Annotated in this window: 17 protein-coding genes; 11 read left to right on the top strand and 6 right to left on the bottom strand. The window is 59.0% G+C overall.

Features of this window, described 5'->3' with window-relative positions:
* Position 1 precedes the first annotated feature (1 nt).
* Together nrfD and G364_RS0105165 are read left to right on the top strand one after the other, a co-directional pair.
* The gene (gene nrfD / locus G364_RS0105160; protein ID WP_019934090.1) at positions 2-1057 is read left to right on the top strand and encodes an NrfD/PsrC family molybdoenzyme membrane anchor subunit; all 1056 of its coding nucleotides are present in this window, start codon (positions 2-4) and stop codon (positions 1055-1057) included.
* Positions 1050-4118 carry a molybdopterin dinucleotide binding domain-containing protein gene (locus G364_RS0105165; RefSeq protein ID WP_019934091.1) on the top strand — a complete coding sequence of 1023 codons (3069 nt, stop codon included), beginning with the start codon at positions 1050-1052 and terminating at the stop codon, positions 4116-4118. Before nrfD ends, G364_RS0105165 begins: the two co-directional genes overlap by 8 nt.
* A gap of 120 nt (positions 4119-4238) precedes the next feature.
* Here G364_RS0105165 and G364_RS0105170 read toward each other — a convergent pair whose 3' ends face one another.
* Both G364_RS0105170 and G364_RS0105175 read right to left on the bottom strand, forming a co-directional pair.
* Entirely contained in the window at positions 4239-4724 is a 486-nt protein-coding gene (locus G364_RS0105170) for a prolyl-tRNA synthetase associated domain-containing protein (protein WP_019934092.1), read from the bottom strand.
* A 4-nt stretch (positions 4725-4728) separates the two neighbouring features.
* Complete coding sequence (locus G364_RS0105175; RefSeq protein ID WP_019934093.1) at positions 4729-5031, bottom strand: putative quinol monooxygenase; 303 nt, start codon at positions 5029-5031, stop codon at positions 4729-4731.
* Positions 5032-5105: 74 nt separating this feature from the next.
* Between G364_RS0105175 and G364_RS0105180 the strand changes: the two genes are divergently transcribed.
* Positions 5106-5507: a VOC family protein gene (locus G364_RS0105180; RefSeq protein ID WP_019934094.1), complete on the top strand. Its 402-nt coding sequence runs from the start codon at positions 5106-5108 to the stop codon at positions 5505-5507.
* 115 nt (positions 5508-5622) lie between these two features.
* The gene (locus G364_RS0105185) at positions 5623-6672 is read left to right on the top strand and encodes a 3-deoxy-7-phosphoheptulonate synthase (RefSeq protein ID WP_019934095.1); all 1050 of its coding nucleotides are present in this window, start codon (positions 5623-5625) and stop codon (positions 6670-6672) included.
* A 162-nt stretch (positions 6673-6834) separates the two neighbouring features.
* Here G364_RS0105185 and G364_RS0105190 read toward each other — a convergent pair whose 3' ends face one another.
* Genes G364_RS0105190 through G364_RS0105200 form a run of 3 tightly spaced genes read right to left on the bottom strand, consistent with a single transcriptional unit; the run spans position 6835 to position 9362 of the window.
* Positions 6835-7578, bottom strand: a complete 744-nt coding sequence (locus G364_RS0105190; RefSeq protein ID WP_019934096.1) for an ATP-binding cassette domain-containing protein — start codon at positions 7576-7578, stop codon at positions 6835-6837.
* Positions 7565-8581 (bottom strand): vitamin B12 ABC transporter permease BtuC, encoded by a 1017-nt coding sequence (gene btuC / locus G364_RS0105195; protein ID WP_019934097.1) that lies wholly within the window; start codon positions 8579-8581, stop codon positions 7565-7567. Before btuC ends, G364_RS0105190 begins: the two co-directional genes overlap by 14 nt.
* A 1-nt stretch (position 8582) precedes the next feature.
* A complete protein-coding gene (locus G364_RS0105200) occupies positions 8583-9362 on the bottom strand; it encodes a TSUP family transporter (RefSeq protein WP_019934098.1) in 780 nt (259 codons plus the stop codon).
* A 123-nt stretch (positions 9363-9485) separates the two neighbouring features.
* On the opposite strand from G364_RS0105200, the gene msrA reads away from it, so the two are divergent.
* Together msrA and msrB are read left to right on the top strand one after the other, a co-directional pair.
* Positions 9486-10100, top strand: a complete 615-nt coding sequence (gene msrA / locus G364_RS0105205) for a peptide-methionine (S)-S-oxide reductase MsrA (RefSeq protein ID WP_019934099.1) — start codon at positions 9486-9488, stop codon at positions 10098-10100.
* Between the two features lie 2 nt (positions 10101-10102).
* The gene (msrB, locus tag G364_RS0105210) at positions 10103-10573 is read left to right on the top strand and encodes a peptide-methionine (R)-S-oxide reductase MsrB (RefSeq protein ID WP_019934100.1); all 471 of its coding nucleotides are present in this window, start codon (positions 10103-10105) and stop codon (positions 10571-10573) included.
* Positions 10574-10575: 2 nt separating this feature from the next.
* On the opposite strand, the gene G364_RS0105215 is transcribed toward msrB, so the two are convergent.
* Entirely contained in the window at positions 10576-12081 is a 1506-nt protein-coding gene (locus G364_RS0105215; protein ID WP_019934101.1) for a RimK family protein, read from the bottom strand.
* A gap of 138 nt (positions 12082-12219) precedes the next feature.
* Between G364_RS0105215 and G364_RS0105220 the strand changes: the two genes are divergently transcribed.
* From G364_RS0105220 to G364_RS0105240, 5 genes are all read left to right on the top strand, one after another.
* Positions 12220-13326, top strand: coding sequence for a GNAT family N-acetyltransferase/peptidase C39 family protein (locus G364_RS0105220; RefSeq protein ID WP_019934102.1), 1107 nt, complete (start codon positions 12220-12222; stop codon positions 13324-13326).
* Between the two features lie 192 nt (positions 13327-13518).
* The gene (locus G364_RS0105225; RefSeq protein ID WP_019934103.1) at positions 13519-13983 is read left to right on the top strand and encodes a hypothetical protein; all 465 of its coding nucleotides are present in this window, start codon (positions 13519-13521) and stop codon (positions 13981-13983) included.
* Positions 13984-14126: 143 nt separating this feature from the next.
* Positions 14127-16010, top strand: coding sequence for a PhoX family protein (locus tag G364_RS0105230; protein WP_019934104.1), 1884 nt, complete (start codon positions 14127-14129; stop codon positions 16008-16010).
* A 388-nt stretch (positions 16011-16398) separates the two neighbouring features.
* Complete coding sequence (locus G364_RS0105235; protein ID WP_019934105.1) at positions 16399-17454, top strand: NADP(H)-dependent aldo-keto reductase; 1056 nt, start codon at positions 16399-16401, stop codon at positions 17452-17454.
* A 126-nt stretch (positions 17455-17580) separates the two neighbouring features.
* Positions 17581-21069, top strand: coding sequence for an EAL domain-containing protein (locus G364_RS0105240; RefSeq protein ID WP_019934106.1), 3489 nt, complete (start codon positions 17581-17583; stop codon positions 21067-21069).
* The last annotated feature ends 3 nt before the right edge of the window (positions 21070-21072 follow it).

Raw genomic sequence — 21072 nt, forward strand, 5'->3', positions numbered from 1 at the left:
CATGATTGAACTGTTAACCACCCATGCCGAAGCGCCCTGGCTGCCCTGGGCCGTGCAGTATTTCTTTTTTATCGGTATTGCCGCCAGTGCCGCCCTGCTGCTGCCGCTGGCCATGAACCCCCACAGCGTCTGGCACCCCTGGCGCGACCGGCTGGCACTGGTGCTGGGCATCAGTGCGCTCACAGGGCCGGTGGCGCTGCTGGCCGACTTGCACCAGCCCGCCCGTTTCTGGCACTTTTACACGCAACTGACTCCCAGCTCCTGGATGTGGCTGGGCGCGCTGATTTTGCCGGTGTTTGTCACGCTCGCACTGGTGATCACCGCCAGCCTGCTGCGAACGCATCTTGAGTTTAAACAGGCCTGGATCAACCGCTGGCTGAACCTGCCTCTCTGGCCAAAAGGCCGGGTGCTGAGCGCACTGGCCTGGCTGTGTGCCATCTCGGCGCTGGGCATTTTGCTCTACACCGGCATGGAGATCATGGTGGTGCGCTCCCGGGCGCTGTGGCATACCGCCTGGCTGCCGGTGAACCTGCTGCTGACCGCGCTGCTGGCGCTCACCGGCCTGCTGATGCTGCTAGAGTGTCTGTTTCCGCGCGGGCAAGACGCTGCCCTGTTGCGCCGGACTCTGATCGCCGTGCTGGCCGCCCTCACTGCAACCGTATTGCTGTGGGCCCTCACCGGTCAGTGGCAAAACGGCGACTCCTGGCGTGAAGCGCAGCGGCTGTTTACCCACTTTCCGTTCTGGCGGCATCTGATGCTGCTGTCGGTGGCCGGCGGCATGGTGCTTTGGGGGCTTGCCGCCCTGCGCCTGAACCGCCCGCTGTCTGTTTTTGACCTGCTGCCCGCAAGTCTGGCCATGCTCTGTGCCTGGGGCTTTCGCTGGGTGGTGCTGATGAACGTGCAGACGGTACCCAAATACGGGGCCGGCCTGTATCACCTCGACCCTCAGATGCTTTCTTCCGCCGGCGTGATTGTGGCCGGCACTCTGGGCCTGTGGCTGGCGCTGGCCGGCGCAGTCTGGGCCCTGCTGGATAATTCAGGAGTCCGCCATGGATAAAAAACGACGCGCCCTGTTACAGGCGGGCATGATTGCCGGTGGTACCGGTGCCTTTGCCCTGGGCTACGCCACTCCGGTGAGCAAGGCGGTAAAGGGGCTGGTTAACGGCACCAGCGGTGTGCCCACCAACGACCGGATTGCCGGCAACGCCCTGGCCCCGGAATTTATGATCGACCCCGCCGGCGAGCTGGTGATGGCGGATGATCAGGTGGTGAGCCCGGTGCAGTGCTTTGGCTGCTGGACCCAATGCGGCCTGCGGGCCCGGGTCGATACCGCCAATAACCGCGTACTGCGCATTGCCGGCAACCCCTATCATCCGCTGTCCAACCCCAGACCGCCGGCTCAGGAAACGCCAGTGCGTGAGGTGTATACCGGCCTTGCCGGAGAAGCGGGCATTGAGCAGCGCTCCACCGCCTGCGCCCGGGGCGCGGCCCTGGCCGAGCAGCTGCAAAGCCCCTACCGGGTCACCCAAATACTGAAACGGGCCGGCAAGCGCGGCGAAGGCAAATGGCAGACCATTTCCTTTGAGCAGCTGCTGCAGGAAGTCACGCAGGGCGGCGATCTCTTTGGTGAAGGCCATGTCGACGGCCTGAACGCCATTCGCGATCTCGACACGCCGGTGGATGCCGCCAATCCCGAGTTTGGCCCCAAGGCCAACCAGCTGCTGGTGACCAACGCCGGCGACGAAGGCCGGGACAGCTTTCTCAAGCGTTTTGCCTTTAACAGCTTTGGCACCCGCAACTTTGGCCACCACGGCGGCTACTGCGGCTTTGGCTATCGTGCCGGCGCCGGTGCCGTGTTTAACGATCTGAAAAAGTTCGCCCACGGCAAGCCCGACTGGGATCACACCGACTTTGTGCTGTGCATCGGCACCTCGCCGGCCCAGGCGGGCAACCCCTTTAAACGCCAGGGCCGGCAGCTGGCCGCCGCCCGCAGCGACGGCGGGCTGGACTATGTGGTGGTGGCCCCGACTCTGCCCAACAGCATCAGCCGGCTGAATGATGGCCGGGGCCGCTGGGTGCCCATCAAGCCCGCCACCGACGATGCCCTGGCACTGGCGCTGATGCGCTGGCTGATGGAAAACAACGGTATAAATATTGACTATCTGGCGCAGCCCGGTCCCGAAGCCCAGGCTAGAGCCGGTCAACCCAGCCACAGCAATGCCACCCATCTGGTGCTGCAGGCACCTCACCCACAGGCCGGTCGCTTTCTCACCGCCGCCGACCTGAACATGGGTGATGCCGAGACTTTGCTGGTTGTAAATGCCGAAAACGGTGAGCTGATGGCTCATTCCAGCGGTCGTCCTGCCACCCTCTGGGTAGACCATGAAATACAGATTAATGGCGAGCCGGTGCGGGTGAAATCGGCGCTGCAGTGCCTGAAAGAATCCGCCTTTGCCCATTCCATAGAAGACTACAGCACCCGCTGCGGCGTGCCGGTCAACATCATTGAAGGGCTGGGCCGGGAGCTGAAACGCCATGGCCCCAAGGCGGTGATTGATGCTCATGGCGGCATGATGAGCGGCAACGCCTTTTATACTGCCATGGCGGTGATGACCCTGAACACCCTGCTGGGCAATGTGAACGCCAAAGGCGGGCTGGCGCTGGGGGCCGGCGGTGTGGCGGCAGTGGAAAACGGCCCCCGCTATAACCTGGCCGAGTTTGACGGCATGGTGGCCCCCAAAGGGCTGTTTTTGTCCCGCAACCGCTTTGCCTATGAAAACAGCAGCGAATATCAGCGCAAGCTGGCCGCCGGTGAGGCCCCTTATCCGTCCAGAGCGCCCTGGTTTTCGTTTTCATCGCCCCTGCTCACCGAGCATCTGGCGGCAGCCTTTGCGGGCTACCCTTATAAGCTCAAGGCCTGGATCAGCCACATGACCAACCCGCTCTATGGCATCGGCGGCGGCCAGGCATTTTTGGGTGAAAAACTGAAAGACCCGAAAAACCTGCCGCTGTTTATTGCCGTGGACGGTTTTATTAACGAAACAACGGCGCTGGCAGATTACATAGTGCCCGACACCCTCACCTATGAGAGCTGGGGCTTTACCAAACCCTGGAGCGGTGTACCCCAGGCCGCCACCACGGCACGCTGGCCGGTGGTAACCCCGGCCACGCCGCGTCTTACCAACGGCGACTACCTGGGGCTGGAAGCCTTTATTATTAATCTCGGCAAAACCATGGAGCTGCCTGGCTATGGTGACAATGCCATTCGCGATCATAAGGGTGAGCTGCACGGCCTGCATACCGGTGCGGATTTTTACCTGCGCGCCGCCGCCAACCTGGCCTTTGCCGGCACGCCGGTGCCCGATGCCAGTGCCGACGATCTGGTGCTGACCAACGCCGCCCGGTTAATGCCGCTGATAGACAGCACACTGGCACCGGAAGAGCGGCGCAAGGTGGGCTTTGTGTTCAGCCGGGGCGGCCGTTTTGCCCCCTTTGAGTCGGGCTGGCAGGGCGAGCTGATGAACAAGCGCACCAAAGACAGTTTGTGCATCTGGAACCCCACCATCGGCACCAGCATTCATTCAATGACCGGCGAACGGCTGTCGGGCTGTGCCGCCCTGTATGAGCCGCGCTTTGCCGACGGCAGCCCCATGCGGGAACACTATTCCGAAGCCGAGTGGCCGCTACTGGTGACGTCTTACAAGTCGCACCTGATGAGTTCGTCCAGCATAGGAGCCGAGCGGCTGCGCATGATCCATCCGGAAAACCCCATCAGCATTCATCGCAAGGATGCCGAACGTGCCGGCATTGAGCATGGTCAGGCGGTGCGGGTGAGCACGCCGGGGGGCAGTGTGGAAGGCATTGCCCTGGTACGCGACGGCATTATGGAAGGGGCCATCGCCATTGAGCACGGCTATGGCCACACCGAGCTGGGTGCCCGGGCCCATGTGATTGACGGCGAGGCCACGCCGGTTAATCCACGGCTGGGTGCCGGCGTCAACCAGAACGCCCTGGGGCTGATGGATCCCACCCGCAAGGACGTAGCCAACGTCTGGCTCGACTGGACCAGCGGTGCCGCCGTACGCCAGGGCCTGCCGGCGAAAATAGAAGCGATTTAAACCCTACGGGAGCTGGAAGCTGGAAGCAATGCTAGGGGCAAACGGCATAACATAACGCACGGTTTGCCCCAATAAATTGGGGCCTACAGACAACACCACCAGTCCCTATTCCCCAATCCCTTAAAAAGAAGGCACCGGCAGCCAGAGCGGAGTGTGCCCGGTCTGCTCGGTAAAACGCAGTAAATCGCTGCGGCTCAACAGCACGGTGACGGTGTTGCGCAGCGGATGGCAGTGAAAGTCGTCGCCGTCTCGCAAGTCTTCATCCAGCCACAGCTCCACCTGCTGCTGCGCATCGTTCACCAGCGCCAGCACAGACACATGACCCGGGGCCACGCCCAGATAACGGTCCAGCCGCTCGGCCGAGGCAAACCCCAGACGCGACCAGCCCTGCTGGCGAGACAGCGCCTTGAGATCCACCTGCTTGTCAGGCGGGGTCAGCAGAAGCGCGTGTTTACGGCCATAATTGTCCCGCAGAAACAGGTTTTTAAGCCGGGTTCCGGGCCGGTTCACCAGCAGGCGGTCGGCATCGTCACAGGTGTGCAGTGGCGGGTGTTCAATCAGCGGCGGGGTAATGTGCCAGTCCGCCAGCCGGGCCATTATATCCATGCACTTAACGCTCCGGGTTCACCGCCAGCACGTCGGCACGGATCACCGACTGCTCGGCAATCAGATCGGTCACTACGGCGCGGCTGGCCTTGTAGTGCGGGGTTTCCTTGTGGGCCGCCAGGGCCGCTTCGTCCTGATAGATTTCATAGAGCCAGAACAGCTCAGGATCGGCTCTGTCCTGCAGCACATCAAAGGTATGGCAGCCGGGCTCGTCGCGCACGGACGCAGCGGCGTTGGGCAGCATGGCGTCAAGAAAAGCCTGAGTGGTGCCCGGTTTCAGCTTGGTTTTGACAATAATTGAATACATTGTAAACTCCAATTGTTTAAGTAAATTCAACAAATAGTACACAAATATCAGTACGAGTTCCAAGGAGCCCAGCAATGGAAAGACCCGGTCGTTTTAACGGCATGCGCCATATCGCTTTTACCATGCCCAATCTGGAAGAGTGCGTCCAGTTCTACACCGAGATCATGGGCATGGAGATCCTCAACCGCGCCAGCGATAACCTGGTGTACCTCACCTGCGGCAACGACAACCTGTCTCTCGGCCGTTCCGATCTGCCTGCCAGCGGCGTGCAGAGCATGGATCACTTTGGCTTTATCGTGGATACCAAGGAAGAGCTGGAAGAGTGGTTCAAGTTCTTCAAGGCCAAGGGCGTGACCATGCTGGATCAGCCCCACGATCACAGAGACGGTGCCCGCAGCTTTCATATTACCGATCCTGCCGGCAATGTGATCCAGCCTATTTATCATCCGGCTATCTCAGGTCAGCGTTTCAGCTAAGCCTGAAAGTCAGTTAATGGCATAAAATTTTAAAGCCGTGGTTTTCCCTGCCACGGCTTTTGGTTATGTTAAGGGCATTGTGCTGTTGCACGCTATTATTCAAGCAGGCCCTACCATGCCCACCCCCACCGACGAACTGCGCAGCCGCCCGCTGTCCACGCTAATCACTCCGCACCAGCTGAGCGAACGCTACCCGCTGACCGATGCCATGGCCAATACGGTCACTCAAGCCCGCGCCGAGATTGAAGCCATTCTCACCGGCCAAAGCCACAAACTGCTGGTGATTGTCGGCCCCTGCTCCATTCACGACCCGGCGGCGGCGCTGGCTTACGCCGAGCGGCTGGCCGTGCTTAACGCCCGCTACGCCGACAAACTGTGTATTGTGATGCGTACTTATTTTGAAAAACCGCGCACCATAGTGGGCTGGAAAGGGCTGATTAACGACCCGCACCTTGACGGCAGCTTTGATGTGAACACCGGCCTGGCGCTGGCGCGCAAGCTGCTGTGCGACATTAACGCCCTGGGCCTGCCCACCGCCACCGAGTTTCTGGATATGGTGACCGGCCAGTATATTGCCGACTTGATCAGCTGGGGAGCCATAGGCGCGCGCACCACAGAGTCTCAGGTGCACCGGGAAATGGCCTCGGCGCTGTCCTGCCCGGTGGGGTTCAAAAACGGCACAGACGGTAATATTCAGATTGCCCTGGATGCGGTGCGTGCCGCCGCCCACGGCCATATTTTCGGCTCTCCCGACAAGCACGGCCAAATGAGCATCTACCAGACCGACGGCAACCCCTACGGCCATGTGATTTTGCGGGGCGGCAAAACGCCCAACTATGATGCCCGGAGCATCAGTGACGCCGCAAGCCAGCTCAGTGCTCTGGGTCTGCCCCCCAGACTGGTGGTGGACTTGAGCCATGGCAACAGCCAGAAACAGCACCAGCGCCAGATAGAGGTTGCAGAAGACATCGCCCGCCAGCTGGAAAACGGCAGCCGCCATATTGCCGGTGTCATGATTGAAAGCTTTATTGAAGCAGGCAAGCAGAACGCAGCGCCAGGCCAGGCGCTGGTATTCGGCCAAAGCATTACCGATGCCTGCCTCGGCTGGAACGACAGCGAGCAAGTGCTGGAGCGGCTGTATCAGGCGACCCCTGCGGAGAGCTGAAAGCTGGAAGCTGGAAGTAAAACAAAAACGTGGTTTTGTAGGCCGGACTTTTGTCGCGGATGCAATCCGGCAAATATCGCCGCATGCAGCGAAAATGTCGGGATTCGCTGCGCTCATCGCCAACCTGTATTACTTCCGGCTTCTCGCTTCAGGCTTCCAGCTTTATTCGGGCAGCAGCAACCGCTGCCCGTCCTGCTCCAGCAAGCTGACTTTTACCTCAAACACTTCGGCTACCAGCGTTGGCGTGAGCACCTCGGGGCCGCCGCTGGCGACCAGTTGGCCCTTGTGCAGGCACCAGATATCGTCGCCAAACTGGGCGGCCAGGTTGATATCGTGAATGGAAGCCACCACCGTCAGGCCCTGCTCCGCATAGTGGCGCAACAGCCGCAGGGTGGCCAGCTGGTGCTGCCAGTCCAGGCCCGCCAGCGGCTCATCCAGCAATAACAACTGCGCCTCCTGGTTCAGCGCCGGCGATACCTGCAGCAGGGTTTTGGCGATCAGCAGGCGTTGCTGCTCACCGCCGGACAGTGCCAACAAAGAACGACCATACAGAGTGTCCAGCTTGAGATAAGCACTCAGCCGCGCCATTTCTTCACAGGCGGCTTCGCTCACTTCGCCCTGCACCCCCAGCGCCAGCAGCTCATAACCTTTTAATCCTGCCGGCAGCACAGAGTGCTGCACCAGCATGGCCCGCCGCCGCGCCAGCTCCGCCAGATCCAGTGTGTCCAGCAGTTCGCCATTCAGCCGCACATGACCTTCAGCGGTAACAAGGCCGGCGGCGGCCAGCAACAGGCTGGACTTGCCGCTGCCATTGGGCCCCACCAGCAAGGTCAGGCGACCGGCCGCCAGCCGTCCGCTCACCGGCCCGACTCTGTGTTCAACGGTTAATTTATCAAGCGTCAGCATGGCGTTTTACCAGTAACCAGACAAAGACAGGTGCTCCCAGCGTGGAGGTCACGGCCCCGATGGGCAGCTCACCGGTGATCAGCGTCTGGCGCGCCAGCACATCCGCCAGCACCAGCAGGGCCGCGCCGGCCAGGGCCGAGGCCGGCAGCAAAAAGCGCTGGCGGCCACCGGCCAGCAAGCGCAGCAAATGCGGCACCACCAGCCCCACAAAGCCAATCACCCCCGCCATGGCCACACTGAAGGCGGTGAGCAGGCACACCGCCAGTACCAGTTTTGGCCGCAGCGCATGGGCATTCAGCCCCAGCAAGCGGGCCTGCTGTTCACCCAGCGCCAGCAGATCCAGCCGCCGGCCCTGACGCACCAGCCACAGCAGCGCCACAATAGCCGGGATCCACCAGCCCCAGGACAGCCGCTGGCCATAACCCAGGCTGCCCATCATCCAGAACAGAAAAGTACGCATGGAAGCGTCGTCGGCCAGATACAGAAGCCAGGTGAGAATGGCATTGGCAAAAATGCCCACCGCCACACCAAACAGCAACAGGCCGCTCTGGCCCAGCCGGCGGCGGGCCAGCAGCAACAGCAGCACAGTCACCACCAGAGCCCCGGCAAAGGCCGCCAGCGATACCCCCCAGTGGGGCAGCTGCCAGCCCAGCCAGCCCGCCAGCGACAGGGTTAACACTGCCGCCAGACTGGCACCGCTGGAAATGCCAATCAGGCCCGGCTCCGCCAGCGGGTTATGCAGCAACACCTGCAGCACGGCACCGCACAGCGCCAGACTGGCCCCTACCAGCACCGCCAGCAGGGTGCGCGGCAGGCGCAACTGCCAGAACACCTGCTGCTCCAGCGCCGACACCGGCCGCCACAGCACATCCAGCCCCACGCCCACGGCGCCGGACTGCAAACTGAGCAACACGGCTCCCAGCAACACCAGCACCAGAGCCAGCAGCCAGCGCCGGTAGCGAAGGTGCTGGCGGCCCAGCAGGCCCTGCAGCGCTTTGCTCACCTCAGCCCACCCAGCTGAACAGCTGCGGATATTGCTGCCACAGCAGCCGCGCCGACATGATCAGCGACACCGTCACCAGCATGGGGCGAATAATGCGGGTGCCTTTGGTCACCACCATATTGGAGCCAAGACGGGCACCCAGAAACTGACCGCCGGCCATGGCCAGACCGGCAACCCACACCACCTGGCCGCCCAGTATAAAAAACAGCAGCGAGGCAATATTGGAGGTGAAGTTCAGCACCTTGGTGTGCGCCGTGGCCTTGCCCATGCTGTAGCCCGCCAGAGCGATAAAGCCCAGTGCAAAAAAGGAGCCGGTGCCAGGACCAAAAAAGCCGTCATAAAAGCCCACGCCTGTGCCCACTATCAGCGCAAAGGGAATAATGCCCAGGCGGCGGCTTCGGTCTTCATCGCCGACGCTGGGTGAAAACAGAAAATACAGGGCAAAGGCCGCCAGCAAAAACGGCAGCACCTTTTCCAGTATGGAAGCATCAATGCGCTGCACCAGCAGGGTGCCCAGCATGCTGCCCACAAAGGTACAGCCAATGGCCCACTTTATATTGCCCCAGTCAATCAGGCCGCGGCGAAAATAGTAAAACGAGGCCGAAAAGGAGCCAAAGCAGCTCTGCAGCTTGTTGGTGGCCAGTGCCATGGTGGGCGGCATGCCGGTGGCCAGCAGCGCCGGCACGGTAATCAGGCCGCCACCACCGGCAATAGCATCAATAAAGCCTGCCAGCAGCGCTGCCAGCGCCAGCAGTCCCAGGGTCAGTAAATCCAGTTCCATGATATGCAGGACTCAAAACAATAAAGGTGCCAAGATTAACAGGATGCGCGCTCACGCAACAGTGAGCCTTGCCCCGACCTTTGGCTATGGTAACGTAGACGACAGTTCAACAAGGAGAACCCCATGAGTAACGAGGTTCTGGGTCTGCTGCCCAGCGATTTTCCCGATATTGACGACAGCGCCTTTCGCAACACCGGCGAGCGCAGCATTACTCTGGCCGGCGGCTGTTTCTGGTGCACAGAAGCGGTTTACCGCCAGCTCGACGGCGTGATTGATGTGATCTCCGGCTATGCCGGCGGTGAAGCACAAGACGCCAACTATGACGCTGTCTGCACCGGCACCACCAAACATGCCGAAGCCATTAAAATCAGCTACGACAGCGCCCTTATCGGTCCGGGCACCCTGCTGAAGGTATTCTTTGGCATCGCCCACGACCCCACCCAGCTTAACCGCCAGGGCAACGACACCGGCACTCAGTATCGTTCGGCCATTTTCTGGCAGGACGAGCAGGAGCGGGATCTGGCAGAAGACTATATTGCGCAGCTGGAGCAGGCGGGCGCTTTTAACCAGCCCATTGTCACCAGCCTGGAGCCATTGGATATTTTCTATCCGGCAGAAGACTATCATCAGGACTATGCTGCCCGTAACCCGAATCAGCCCTACATTGCCGCCGTGGCTCAGCCCAAGGTGGCCAAGGTGCATCATTACTACAAACACAGGTTGAAAAAGGACATCTGACCATGGCCCAGACTCCCAGCCCTTATGATCTTTCTCCGCCGAGCGAAACCCAGCTGCAGGCGCTGGCGGAGCAGCTCAGCCCTGAAGAGCGCCGCATTCTGCTGAGCCAGGGCACAGAGCCGCCCTTTTGCGGCGGCCTGCTCGATAATCATGAAGAAGGCAGCTATTTCTGCCGGCTGTGTGCCCTGCCGCTGTTTTCTTCCGCCTGCAAGTTCGAGTCGGGATCCGGCTGGCCCAGCTTTTATGCCCCCTACCATCCGGATCATATTCGCGAGCTGGCCGACATGAGCCACGGCATGCGCCGGGTAGAGATCCGCTGCGCCCGCTGCGACGGCCATCTGGGTCATGTGTTCCCCGACGGCCCGCCCCCCACCGGGCTGCGCTATTGCCTGAACTCCGCCTCACTGGACTTTAGTGCCAACGGTGAGCCCAAGCCGGATCCGCTCAAGCGGGGCGAAACCGGCTTTTTATAAGCCTAGCGGCCGTCGCGCCGGCCTTTTCTGAGCGCGACGGCCTCTCTGTCTTTGTCGAACCGGCGCACAAAATCTTCTATTACCATGTCGTAGAGCCGGTCTTTCAGAAACACGTCTTCCACCCCATGGTCAATATTGGGGTTGTCGTTTACCTCTATCACCGCCACCCGGCCCTTGCCTTCCTTGATGTCCACGCCATAAAGGCCATCGCCGATGGGTTTGACCGCCTTGAGGGCGGCGTTAATTACCATGGGCGGTGCCTCATGGGTGGGCAGAGTGACAAAGCCGCCGGAGTCGGCCTCCTTGCCGTCGTTATGACGGTAGATTTGCCAGTGCCCTTTCACCATAAAATACTTGCAGGCAAAAATGGGCTGATGGTTAAGAACGCCAATGCGCCAGTCAAACTCGGTAAAGAAATACTCCTGAGCCAGCACCAGCGCAGAAGCATTACGCAGCTTGGTCAGGGTTTCGGTCAGTTGCTCCCGATCCGCCACCCGGTACACGCCCCGTGAAAACGCCCCGTCGGGAATTTTCAGTACCAAAGGATACCCCAGCTCACTTTCAAGCCACTGGGCGGCGTCTTTCTGCTTCGGGTTTACCATCAGGGTTTTGGGCGTGGGCACCCCGTGCTTGGCAAAGCTTTCCGCCAGAAAAATCTTGTTGGCACAGCGCAATATGGAGGTAGGCGAGTCAATCACCACCAGACCTTCGTGCTCCGCCTTCTGGGCAAAGCGAAAGGTATGATGATCGATGGCGGTGGTCTCGCGAATAAAGAGGCCGTCATATTCCGCCAGCCGCTGATAGTCTTTGCGGGTGATCAGCTCCACATTCACACCGGCCCGCTCGCCGGCCCGCTCAAAGCGCTTGAGTGCGCCGGCATCGGAGGGCGGCAGGGCTTCATTGGGGTTCACCAGCACCGCCAGATCATAGCGATAGCGTTTGGCAGAGCGGGGCTTGCGCCAGATAATGCGGGAGTACTTGTCGAGGGCATCGGCAAACTGATCTTCTTCCTGCCCGCTCAGCTCTGCCGGTGACAGGGTCGCCAGACCGCTCAGCTCCCAGCGGCTGCGACGCTTGAAGGTCAGCTCAAGCACAGGGCACGGCAGCCGCTCAAACAGCTCCCGGCACAGGCCTTCCAGCCCGGGCACGGCGCTTTGACCAAAACAGCTTTTTACCTTTATTTTTGTGCCGGTGTCGGGCTCACCATAATGCGCATCCAGCGCTTCCGACACACCGTTAAAGCCAAAGGCAAACAGCCCCTTGTTACGCAGGTTATTCAGGGTAGACACAGAAGGGATCACATGCTGCCCCCGGGCTTCCGCCAGCAACGAGCAGTAATACCCGTTGGACAGATACTTGCCGGTGCGGCACAGATTAATTACCCGGGTTCGCGGCGCATTTTTTACCGGCGGCTGTTTCAGGTAGGTCTGAAAGTCCACCAGGTTTTCACTGGGAAAATAAGGTGCCCAGGCGCTCAGTTCATCCACTACCAGAACCAGTTGTGTCATTGAAAATTCCCTTGCTCTACAAACCGTTGTTATGCGTCCTACTCTAAGTTCAATCGGCCGTGAATGCAGTGAAATTTTCTCGCCGCGAGCCAAAAATTATCGTATGTTGAAGCACGCCTCTCCTGCTCCGAGTGCCTTATGTCTGCGCCTGTTATCCGCTCTGCCCTGCGTTCCGATCTCACCGCTCTGCTGGCTCTTGAATCCCGTTGTTTTGAGCAGGACAAAGTGAGCCGGCGCAGCTTTTTACGCTTTATCGACCACCCGCAAGATGTGCTGCTGGTCGCCGAGCAAGACACTGCCCTGCTGGGCTATGTACTGGTGCTGTTCCGCCGCAACACTCAGCTGGCGCGCATCTACTCCATTGCTGTCTCTCCCGATGCCAGAGGCCTGGGGCTGGGCCGTGCCCTGCTTGACGCTGCCGAAGTTGCTGCCCGTGAACACAGGGCCGTCTTTATGCGGCTGGAAGTGCGTACCGACAACACAGCAGCGCAGAACCTCTATCAGCAGCTGGGCTACCGGCAGTTCGGCATTTATCACGACTATTACGAAGATCATGAAAGCGCTCTGCGTTACCAGAAGCGCATTCACCATTACCACCCGCTGGCGGGCAGCCGCACCGTGCCCTATTACCGCCAGACCACGGAATTCACCTGCGGGCCCGCCTCCCTGATGATGGCACTGAGCAGTCTGGATCCGGACCATAGGGCAGAGCCGGATCTGGAGTTACAACTGTGGCGCGAGGCCACCACCATTTTCATGACTCAGGGTCACGGCGGCTGCGGCCCTCACGGTCTGGCGCTGGCGGCCCACAAACGTGGCTTTGCGGTGGAGCTGATGCTGAACCAGGACGGCCCACTGTTTGTAAACAGTGTGCGCAGCCTCGAGAAAAAACAGGTGCTGGAGCGGGTGCACCGGCAGTTTCTGGCCAATCTGGCCGAAGCAGGCATTGCGCCCCGCTATGAGCACTTTACTATTGAGCAGCTGGAGCAGGGTCTGAGTGAGGGCCGGCTGCCGCTGGTGCTGATCAGCACCTATCATCTGGACGGGCGCAAGGCACCGCACTGGGTGCTGGTGTGCGCCATGGACAAAGAGTTTGTTTATATTCACGACCCGGATATTGACGAATCCGCCGGCGAAAGCCCGGTAGACAAACAATATCTGCCCATTGCCCGCACCCGCTTTGACAGGCTGGCCCGCTACGGTCAGAACGCCCTGCGCGCCCTGGTGTGGGTGGCCAACCCCTGAGCATGGGTCAGGACCTGTCGGTCAGCTTTGGTCGCCACCCCGACAGAAAAAAACCAAAATACCCTACCAATACAATCACTTACATATAAACAAAACTCAAACGATACCATCTCTGGCCTTGCCGGCTCCCCTTCCCTTCCTTAAAAAAGCCGCTATCTTGCTTATCAGTTTTAACTGCTGAGTGAGACAGCCATGCTTAAAAAGACCTGTGCAATTCTGATGCTGCCGATGCTGATGGGCATCAATACGGCCACGGCCGGCGAGTCGCTCAACACCATTATTGGTGGTGGTGCCGGCGGCGTGGCCGGTGCCCTGCTGGGCAAACAGATGGGTGGCGACACCGGTGCCCTGGTGGGTGCTGCATTGGGTGGTGCCGCCGGTGGTGCCGCTACCGCCAACCGGGGCAACAAGAACGAAGCTGCCCTGGGCGGTGCCGTGGGTGCCCTCGGTGGTGCCGCTCTTGGTAAAAATGTAGGTGGTGACAGCGGCCAGCTGATTGGTGCCGGTGTGGGCGGTGCGGCCGGCTCGGCCCTGGGGGCGCGCTCTGGTGACGGCCACCGCGAGGTGCATCATCACTATCATGGCAAGCGCAAGCACTACTATAAGCACAAGCGCAAGCATCGTTATGACTGGGATGACGACGACTGGGACGATTAAGCACACATAAGGGCAGCCACTCGGCTGCCCTTTTTGGCATGGCTGTCACCTTACTGTCATATTATTGATATCACACTGTCATTCCGGCTCGGCAGCATACTCGGCAAATATTATTAACCTGCTGTGAGCAAAGGAAAAATACAATGTCGAGTCACTCCCGTGAGCAAACACCCGAATTTACTCAACTGGTAGAAAAAAGCCTGAGCCGCCGTCGCTTTCTGGGCGGTGCCGCCGCCCTGAGTGCCGCAGCCTTCTTTACCGTCTCGCCCTTGTCCCGGGCGGTCGCCGCCGCCACTCAAAGCAGCCCCCTGATGGGCTTTGAGCCGGTTGCCGCCAGCACCGAAGACGCCTTTATTGTGCCCAAAGGCTATAAGGCCGAGCGGCTGATCTCCTGGGGTGATACCCTGTTTGGCTCTGTGCCCGAGTTCAGCGATAGCGATAATAACGCTCAGGCCCAGGCCGGTCAGTTTGGTGACAACAACGACGGCATGAGCTTCTTTGCCATCGACGATAACAACGCCATTCTGGCGGTAAATAACGAATACTGTAATTACGAAATCATGTTCCCCCATCAGGGCGACAACATGAGCGCCGAAGATGTTAAGTATGCTCAGGCGGCCCATGGCGTGTCTGTGCTGACCCTGAAAAAAGAAGACGGCCGCTGGCAGCTGGTAAAAGACGGCAAATACAACCGCCGTATTGATGCCAACACGCCCATGGCCATCAGTGGCCCCGCCAGCGGCCACGCGCTGCTGAAAACCGCCGCCGATGCCAAGGGCGAACAGGCGCTGGGCACCTTTAACAACTGTGCCAACGGCATGACCCCCTGGGGCACCTACCTCACCTGTGAAGAAAACTTTCACGGCTATTTCGGCCATACCGGCAACGGCGAGATTCCGGCCGCCATGGCCCGCTACGGCATCAGTGCCGAGGGTGGCCGCTGGCAGTGGCATCAGCACGATGCCCGCTTTGATCTGGCCGAAAATCCCAATGAGCCCAACCGCTTTGGCTGGATAGTGGAAATTGATCCGCACAATCCCGAATCCATGCCGGTGAAGCGCACCGCCCTGGGCCGTTTCAAGCACGAAAACGCCGAGCTGGTGGTGGCCGACAGCGGCCACCTGGTGGTGTATATGGGCGATGATGAGCGCGGCGAGCACCTGTACCGTTTTGTCAGCAAAGGCAAATATAACCCTGACGATATGGCGGCCAACCGCAATCTGCTGGATGAAGGCACCCTGTATGTGGCCAAATTTCATGAAGGTGAAGGCGGTGAGCTCAAGGGCAAAGGCGAGTGGCTTGAGCTGAGCTTTGGCAAAAACGGTCTGACGCCGGAAAACGGCTTTGCCAGCCAGGCCGAGGTGCTGATCCATGCCCGCCTGGCTGCCACTCAGGTGGGTGGCACCACCATGGACAGACCCGAGTGGGTGGCTGCTCACCCCAGCGAGCCGGTGGTGTTCTGTACTCTGACCAACAACAAGAACCGCGGTATCAAAGACAATCAGCCGGTTGACGGCCCCAACCCCCGTGCCGAAAACCACTATGGCCAGATAGTGCGCTGGCGTCCGGAAAACGGCCAGCACACCGCTGCCGGCTTTGACTGGGATCTGTTTGTGCTGGCGGGCAATCCCACAGTACACCAGGGCAACCTCTATGCCGGCTCGGCCAATATTACCGCCGACAATATGTTCAACAGCCCAGACGGCATCGGCTTTGATAAAGGCGGCCGGCTGTGGATCCAGACAGACGGCAACTACTCCAACAGCGGTGATTTTGCCGGTCAGGGCAATAACCAGATGCTGTGCGCCGACCCCGACACCGGCGAAATCCGGCGCTTTCTTACCGGCCCGGTGGCCTGCGAGATCACCGGCCTGGCCTTTACTCCGGATCAGCGCACCCTGTTTGTGGGCGTGCAGCACCCGGGTGAAAAGCTGGCCAAATCGCACTTCCCCTTTGGCGGCAACCGCACTCCCCGCTCCAGCGTGATGGTCATCACCCGCGAAGACGGCGGTGTTATTGGGGCTTAAGAGCAAGGGAATAGGGAGTGGGAAGCAGGAAGCATCAGTGCGGTTGCACTCCGCCGACACGCTTCAAGCACATCCATGTGACGCTCGGCAAATGTCATCCATGACATTTGACGGTCGGCTCCGGCAATCCCCACTGCTGCTTCGAGCAACACTGGTACCGTCTGAAAGCAGGTAGTTTGCAGGCCCGGGTTTATCCCGGGCAATTTAGCCACTGTTCGTATATTCATCAAGACGATCCCTCACCCCGCCGGAACCGTTAAAGGCCTCCCGTCAACACCACTTACAGCTGAAAGCTGACAGCTTACCGCTCCCCGAAGGGGGGCCGTGATCTTCCGCACATTTTGCTGGTATGCTGTTGCCAAAACAGAAGCAAACTGTGGGGAGCGCAATGCAGTACAGAAAACTGGGTAACACCGATATTGATGTCAGCCTGATTGGCCTGGGCACCATGACCTGGGGCGAGCAGAACGATGAGCCCGAGGCGCATGCCCAGCTCGATATGGCGCTGGATCATGGCGTCAATCTTATCGACACCGCCGAGCTCTATCCCATTCCGCCCCGTGAACACACTCAGGGTGCCACCGAAACCATGATAGGCAACTGGCTGGCCGCCCGGGGCAACCGCGACAAGGTGGTGCTGGCCACCAAGGTAGTAGGCCGGGCGCACGATCCCAAGCGCCCTTCCTATTTTCGTGACGGCAAGCCCATGCTGGACCGGGCCAATATTGTCAGTGCCCTGGACGACAGCCTGCGCCGGCTGCAAACCGATTATATCGACTTCTATCAGCTGCACTGGCCCGACCGTCAGACCAATATGTTTGGTCAGCTCGGCTTTGAGCAGCTGAGTGAAAGTGATGCCGATACCGTGCCCATTGCCGAGACTCTGGCGGTGCTGGATGAGCTGGTAAAAGCGGGCAAAATCCGCCATATCGGCCTCTCTAACGAAACGCCCTGGGGCGTGCATCGGTTTCTGCTGGAAGCCGAGCGCCACGGTTATCCGCGCATTCAGGGCATTCAGAATCCCTACAACCTGCTTAACCGCACCTATGAAGTGGGCCTGTCGGAGTTTTCATTGCGTGAGCAGGTGGGCTTACTGGCCTACTCGCCGCTGGCCTTTGGCATGCTCACCGGCAAATATGAAAACGGTGCTCAGCCCGAAGGAGCCCGGCTGACCCGTTACAGCCGCTTTCAGCGCTACAACGGTGCCGGCGCACGGGCCGCCACCAGTGCCTATGTGGCCCTGGCCAAAGAACATGGCCTTACCCCCACACAGCTGGCTCAGGCTTTTGTGAATACCCGGCCCTTTGTTACCAGCAATCTGATTGGTGCCACCAGCCTGGAGCAGCTCAAGGAAAATATCGACAGCGTTCACGTCGGGCTTACCGATGAGTTGCGACAGGGCATTGCCGATATTCATCAGCAATACCCCAATCCGGCCCCCTGAGCCATCAGACCGGCAGGTAACCTGAGGCCACCTGCCGGCATAAAATTATTACGCCCGCCCTGCGCCTCTTTTGCTGCCGCTTGCTAATCTTTAGAAACATTCATAAATCAATCACCAGCAGCGGCCATGTCACGACTCAGCACCTTTGCACTGCATTCCCTTTCATGGCTTGTACTGGCCGCAGGGCTGGCTTTTACCTCTGTCGTGGCCCTTAACCTGAAACAACATCAGGATGAAAATACCAGACAGGCATTTTCCGCACTGGCCGGTCACATTACCCTGGAGCTGCAAAAACGCATAGAAAGCGTTGCTGTCGTAACCCGCAGCAGCGCGGCTCTGTTTCACGCCTCAACCAGGGTAACACCTGCAGACTGGCAGCAATTTACCAGCCGGTTACAGTCTGGCAAGTCACTTGATGGCATCAACACACTGGGGTTTGCACGCTTTATTCAGGATAAAGATCCTGATATTACCAACGTCTCCATCACACCCGCAGGCAGGCGAAATCACTATGGCTATGTGCTCTATCAACGTCAGCTGGATAACCTGCAGCAGTTCAGGGCAGGCCAGGATCTGCTGACTAAGGTGCCGCTGCGGCTGGCCATGGAGCGGGCAGCAGATACGGGAAAAACCATTCTTTCCAGCCCGTTTGGCAACAATGCCGCCATTATGCTGACCGATGCGGTTTTTAATAAAGCATCCTCTCCCGCTGCAGGTTTGTATGGCTGGGCTTTTGCGACCATTAATATCAGTAGTTTGATCAGCAATATCATGGCTTCCCTGCCAGCTGAAGACACCCGATGGTTAAGGCTGCAGCTGTATGATGGCAACTCGGCATCCCCTGCATCGCTGATTTATCAGCAAGGTGAAGCATCAGCACCTGAGGCTTTGTTACAGCAACAGCGCGTTATCGACCTGTACGGACATCAGTGGCTGTTGGTACTGGAGCAGCAAGGGCCAGTGGCTGCCGGCAACTATCTTGCAGCCATCATCACACTGGCTGCCGGCCTGACATTAACCCTGCTACTGGTTCTGTTGCTGCGCTCTTCGCTCAACAGCCGCTTGCAGGCCACCGAGCTGGCAGAGCAGCTGTCAAAGGATATTCGGCATCGCGAAGTCAGGTTCAGCAAACTGGAAAACCGCCTTAACACCATTGCCAGCCGTGTTCCCGGCATGATCTTTGAGTTCAGCCTGCACAACGGCCATACCCGTTTTCCCTATGCCAGCGATGGTATTCGCGAGCTCTTCGGGGTGCACCCTGAACAGGCAGAAAAGAATGCCGGCCCTGTCTTTGATGCCATTCACCCTGATGATGTTGAAAAAATGGCCAGCAGCATGCATGCGTCTGCCAGCACACTCACTCCCTGGCGTCACGAATTCAGAATTAAAAACAAGGACGGACGCATCCGCTGGTTGCAGGGTGACGCCCTGCCCCAGCGTGAAGCAAACGGTGGCACCAGCTGGTGTGGCGTGATCACCGATATCAGTTATCGCAAAGAAGCAGAGCTGGCACTTAAGGCTGCTAACAATCAAAGCCGCCACTTTCGTGAGGCGCTGGATCATGTGTCTTCGTTTATCTATATGAAAGACAGCCGTTTTCGCTATATTTATGCCAACCGGGCGGCACTGGAACAATTTGGCTGCAACAGCACCACGCTGGTTGGTGGCCAGGATGAGCAATTCTTCTCAACTGAAGTAGCACAGCGGCTGCGCGAATCCGACAACCGGGTACTGGCGGGCGAGTCCATGTCAGAAGAAGTGGCAGTGCTGGGCAAAGATGGCCGGCAGATTGTCTACATGGATGTGAAAACGCCGATTTATGATGATATTGAAAATAAGGAAATCATTGGCCTTATTGGTATACGTACTGATATTACCCTGCTGAAAAACAATGAGCAGCAACTGCGACAGCTTGCCCACTTCGATCCACTTACCAAACTGCATAACCGTACACTGCTGTCCGACAGACTTAACCAGGCGATGAGCCAGGCGCGCCGGCATCAGCAGTGTCTGGCCATTGCCTACCTTGACCTGGACGGCTTCAAGGCCATTAACGACACCCACGGCCACGAGGCCGGAGACTATCTGCTGATGACAGTGGCAGCCCGCATGAAAGACGTGATCCGGGAAGGGGATACGCTGGCCCGGGTTGGAGGTGATGAGTTTGTGGCCATTCTGCTCGATCTCAAGGACTCTCACCACTGCAAGCCCCAGCTTAACCGCCTGCTGCAGGCGGCAGCCACACCCGTCAACATGAACGGGCTGGAGCTGAACGTCACCGCCAGTCTGGGGGTCACTTTTTATCCACAACCTGAGGAGCTGGAACCAGAGCAACTGTTACGTCAGGCTGATCAGGCCATGTATCAGGCCAAGCTGTCAGGTAAAAACCGCTATTATCTCTTTGATACCGAACAAGACAGAGACATGCGCACCCATCACGAAAACCTGGATCATGTGCGCCATGCACTTCACCATGGCGAGTTTGTGCTCTATTACCAGCCCAAGGTCAACATGCGCAATGGTACCGTAGTGGGCGTTGAAGCCCTGATTCGCTGGCAGCATCCTGCCAGAGGGCTCTTGTCTCCGGCACACTTTTTGCCAGCCATTGAAGAACATCCGCTGGCCATTGAACTGGGCAACTGGGTCATTGATGCCGCGTTGCAGCAAATCAGGGAATGGATTAATCAGGGTCTGACGCTGCCTGTCAGTGTTAATATCAGCGCCCGTCAGCTGCGACAAAGCCACTTTGTAGAGCAACTGCAAAATCTGCTGGGACACTATCCCGATATAAATCCGGCCTTGCTGGAGCTGGAGATACTGGAAACCAGTGCCCTGGGCGATCTGGCACAGATATCGGAACGGCTGCATCAGTGCCGCCGGCTTGGCATTGGTATATCACTGGATGACTTTGGGACCGGTTACTCTTCACTGACCTACCTCAAACAGCTGCCGGCGGGCATGGTCAAAATAGATCAGAGTTTTGTACGTGATATTCTTGAAGATCCGGAAGACCTGACCATTCTCGATGGTGTTATCAGTCTGGCCCGGGCCTTTAATCGCGACGTGATTGCCGAGGGCGTGGAAACCATACAACATGGCGACATGTTATTGCGCATTGGCTGTGATCTGGCACAGGGCTATGGTATTGCCCGTCCCATGCCTGCCGCCGGACTTGCCGCCTGGGTAAACAGCTGGCAGCCGCCTTCACACTGGGCTCACCTTCCCGGAACCGACAGAAACCGGCTGCCTCTGCTCTACGCCAGCATTGAACACACCGCATGGATTGAAAATATTCGTATCGCATTACAGCAGCCAGGTACTCCATGGCCAACGCTGTCAGCAGAGCAATGTCGTTTTGCAGCCTGGTACCGGCAATGCTCAGCGGCAGAGCAGCAGCCGCTGGGTTACCTTGAGGAGCTGCACCAACAAGTGCACGAACTGGCCGGCCGGCTGCATGCAACTCATCAGGCCGGTCAGACGCAGCAGGCATCAGACCAGCTTCAGCAACTGTGTCAGTTGTGCCAGCAGCTGAACACTGAGCTGGAGCAGGCATTAACACCTGCAAACCACACCCGGCACCCGGCAGGCACACGCCCCAGATTAAGAACCGTCTGAGCT

The organism is Oceanimonas smirnovii ATCC BAA-899, from assembly GCF_000381965.1.
Classification (GTDB): domain Bacteria; phylum Pseudomonadota; class Gammaproteobacteria; order Enterobacterales; family Aeromonadaceae; genus Oceanimonas; species Oceanimonas smirnovii.